The organism is Atopomonas sediminilitoris, assembly GCF_022601735.1.
Classification (GTDB): Bacteria; Pseudomonadota; Gammaproteobacteria; order Pseudomonadales; family Pseudomonadaceae; genus Atopomonas; species Atopomonas sediminilitoris.
Window position 1 is genome coordinate 1 of record NZ_JAKUMM010000019.1, and the last position, 3,087, is coordinate 3,087.

Genomic DNA, 3,087 nt, shown 5'->3' on the forward strand with positions numbered 1-3,087 from the left:
GTAGGTCATCGTCAAGCACCTATCCCAAAACCCCTGAGCCAATGGCTCGGGGGTTTTGCTTTGCGCCAAGGAAAAGTCAGCTTGGTTACTGCCATGCGCGGCGCTGATCGCGTTATCATCGCGCCTTTGCTTAATATCTAAGGTTTTTAATGCAGTTACTTCGCGCGCTGTCTGATGGACAGTTTCATTCAGGCGAAGCATTAGGCTCAATGTTGGGCGTGAGCCGTGCTGCTGTTTGGAAACAAATACAGCAAATTGAAGCTGATTTTGACATTGTTGTGGATCGTGTCCGCGGCAAAGGTTATCGCCTTGCGTCGCCTATTGATCTGTATCGAGCAGATATTGCCGCCCTGGCAAAAGTCCCCCTGTATGTTCACTGGGCGTTACCGTCGACGAATAGTGTTGCCCTGCAGTGCCTTGCGGACGGCAAATCTGCGCCCATGGCTGTCTTGGCTGAGCGCCAAACGGCAGGGCGTGGTCGGCGAGGCCGAGGGTGGGAAAGCGGGTTCGCGGAAAATTTGTGTCTAACGTATGTGCACCCCATGCAAGGTGGTGCCGCGCGTGTTGAGGGTGCCAGCCTTGCTATTGGCTGCGCTGTCGTGCGTGTTTTGCGCGGTATTGGTGTTCCCAGCGTACAGCTCAAGTGGCCGAATGACGTGATTACGGCGCAGGGTAAGCTGGCGGGTATTTTGATCGAGTTGCACGGTGATCTTTCAGATTGCTTCCATTTGGTGATTGGGGTTGGGGTGAATGTGAATGCGCGTCATGGCATTGAAGTCGACCAGCCCTGGACGTCTTGTCGCCGCTTAACGGGTAAATCGGTTGATCGCAGTTCATTTGCGCTTGAGGTAATAGAGCAAGTCCAAACGGTCATGCGGCAATTTGATGTGGAGGGTTTCGCCGCGTTTAAAGATGAGTGGTTAGACAATGCTGCATGGCTTGGGGAGCAAGTTGAGCTTTCGGGCGGTGCGGTGATTGCCGGAACGCTTATGGGTATCGATCAGCGCGGTGCATTGATTGTGGCTACGGACGAAGGTCAGCAGGTTGTAGCGGGCGGTGAGTTGAGTTTGCGCCGGAGGCAAGCATGATTTTAGAGCTGGACTGCGGTAACTCCTTGATTAAGTGGCGGTTGCTGCGTGCGGGGGGGCGAGTCGCAGGGGGTGCTTCGTATGGCGCAGATGAGCTTCTTCTAGCGTTGCGCGACTTTGAAGCGCCACGGGCGGTTCGCTTAGTCAGCGTGCGCAGTGCGGATGAGACTGATGCCTTGTTGGCTGAGTTGCAGGTGCTGGGTCAGCTTCCAGTGCAGCAAGCGATTGCGGCGCGAAGTTTGGCTGGGGTGCGTAATGGCTATGCGGATTACGCCCAATTAGGGCTTGATCGTTGGCTAACGGCGGTGGCGGCCTACGCGGAGTCTAAGGCGCCTTGTTTGGTGGTTGATTTGGGTACCGCCATTACCGTGGATTATGTCTGCGGCGGTGGAGAACACTTGGGCGGTTTTATCGCGCCAGGGCTGCAGCTGATGCGTAGCCAGCTTAAGTTGCATACGCGCCGTATCCGCTATGACTCGGTCGATACGCCAATGCTAGAGCATGCTCCGGCGGACAATACCCGTGATGCAGTTGAACGAGGATGTCTGCAAATGCTTCAAGGCTTTGTGCTGGGGTTGGTGGCGGAGGCTGGTCGCTATCTGGGTGATGAGTATGTGGTGTACTTAACGGGTGGTGACGCTGACTTGGCGGCCTGTTTTTTGCCGCAAGCGCGGCTAAGGCCTGACCTTGTGTTTGATGGTTTAGCGTTGGCGTGCCCAATGGAGGGAGCAAATTAATGCGATGGATATTGCTGTTTTTGTTGATGTTGAATGCGGTTTATTTTGTCTGGCATCAGCAGCAGGTGCCTTTAGTTGGCAAGGAGCTGCCTGCGGTGCAGGCATACCGTGAGTCGAGTGGTTCAATCAAACTATTAAGTGAAGGTGGCGCGCCAGTGGTGCGCGCAGAGCAATCTGCCGCGGCAAATGCCTGCCTCCTTTTTGGTCCCTTTGAGCGCAATGAGTTGGCTGACGATTTGCGACAGCGTTTGCTGAGTCTCGATATCGCCTCGCTAGTGGTGAATAAAGAGAGTGATGCCGGCGCTGATTTCGCCGTGTATCTAGCGCCAATGGCTTCAAGGTCCGCCGCAATTAGGCAGTTGCGCGAACTACAAGCGCGGAAAATTGATAGCTATCTCATTACTCAAGGGCCTAATAGTAATGGTCTTTCTTTGGGTATTTTTCCACGTCGTGAGTCGGCAGATGCTATTGCTGCGCGACTGCGGCAGGCGGGTTACGCGCCGTTAATCGAAGAAATAACCCGTGCGCAGCGCCAATTTTGGGTTGAGGTTCAGCCAGAAGGGCGTCGTCTGCTGGATGATGGGCTGCTAGCAGGCCTCAAAGGCGATTTTCCTGCGATGCGCCATCAGTTTATGTCTTGCGCGACGCAAACTGATTGAGTAGACTGCGCCCCGCTTCGCACGAAGGCTGTTTTAAAAAGGCTTGAAGGCAAGTGCTGAAAGTGACGCAAGTATTGGTTTTTAATCAAAAAAGTGTTGACAGTCAGCAGGGTAGTGTAGAGAATGCACGCCTCTTCTGGAGGGGTTCCCGAGCGGTCAAAGGGATCAGACTGTAAATCTGACGGCTTAGCCTTCGAAGGTTCGAATCCTTCCCCCTCCACCAGATTTAGCGAGAGCAGTTAGCTTCGCGGGTATAGTTCAGTGGTAGAACCTCAGCCTTCCAAGCTGATGATGCGGGTTCGATTCCCGCTACCCGCTCCAAGATAACTGCTTTCCACAAGGGTTAAGCTCTTGTAGCTCAGTTGGTAGAGCACACCCTTGGTAAGGGTGAGGTCAGCGGTTCAAATCCGCTCAAGAGCTCCATTTTCAAAGGCAGATATAGCTATATCTGCCTTTGTCGTAATGGCGTCAGGCGCAAAGCGTCGATAATGATGAGGTTGATATGGCTAAGGAAAAGTTTGAGCGGAATAAACCGCACGTAAACGTTGGCACCATCGGTCACGTTGACCATGGCAAGACCACTCTGACTGCTGCCCTGACTCG

At 53.8% G+C, this 3,087-nt stretch carries 5 protein-coding genes and 3 tRNA genes; 7 read left to right on the forward strand and 1 reads right to left on the reverse strand.

Going from position 1 to position 3,087, the window contains the following annotated elements; genetic code table 11:
• Positions 1–201 (reverse strand): hypothetical protein (locus MKI83_RS16815; protein WP_241588475.1); only part of this gene is annotated, 201 nt, incomplete at its 3' end.
• Positions 202–209: 8 nt separating this feature from the next.
• On the opposite strand from MKI83_RS16815, the gene MKI83_RS16820 reads away from it, so the two are divergent.
• The 7 genes from MKI83_RS16820 to MKI83_RS16850 all read left to right on the forward strand — a co-directional run.
• Entirely contained in the window at positions 210–1,088 is an 879-nt protein-coding gene (locus MKI83_RS16820) for a biotin--[acetyl-CoA-carboxylase] ligase (RefSeq protein WP_241588476.1), read from the forward strand.
• The gene (locus tag MKI83_RS16825; RefSeq protein WP_241588477.1) at positions 1,085–1,825 is read left to right on the forward strand and encodes a type III pantothenate kinase; all 741 of its coding nucleotides are present in this window, start codon (positions 1,085–1,087) and stop codon (positions 1,823–1,825) included. Before MKI83_RS16820 ends, MKI83_RS16825 begins: the two co-directional genes overlap by 4 nt.
• Positions 1,825–2,484 (forward strand): SPOR domain-containing protein, encoded by a 660-nt coding sequence (locus MKI83_RS16830; RefSeq protein WP_241588478.1) that lies wholly within the window; start codon positions 1,825–1,827, stop codon positions 2,482–2,484. The genes MKI83_RS16825 and MKI83_RS16830 overlap by 1 nt, the downstream gene beginning before the upstream one ends.
• 138 nt (positions 2,485–2,622) lie before the next feature.
• A tRNA-Tyr gene (locus MKI83_RS16835) sits at positions 2,623–2,707 on the forward strand.
• A gap of 24 nt (positions 2,708–2,731) precedes the next feature.
• Positions 2,732–2,805 (forward strand) — tRNA-Gly (locus MKI83_RS16840).
• A 26-nt stretch (positions 2,806–2,831) separates the two neighbouring features.
• A tRNA-Thr gene (locus MKI83_RS16845) sits at positions 2,832–2,907 on the forward strand.
• 79 nt (positions 2,908–2,986) lie between these two features.
• Positions 2,987–3,087: GTP-binding protein (locus MKI83_RS16850; protein WP_033034085.1), on the forward strand; the 101-nt coding region annotated here is incomplete at its 3' end.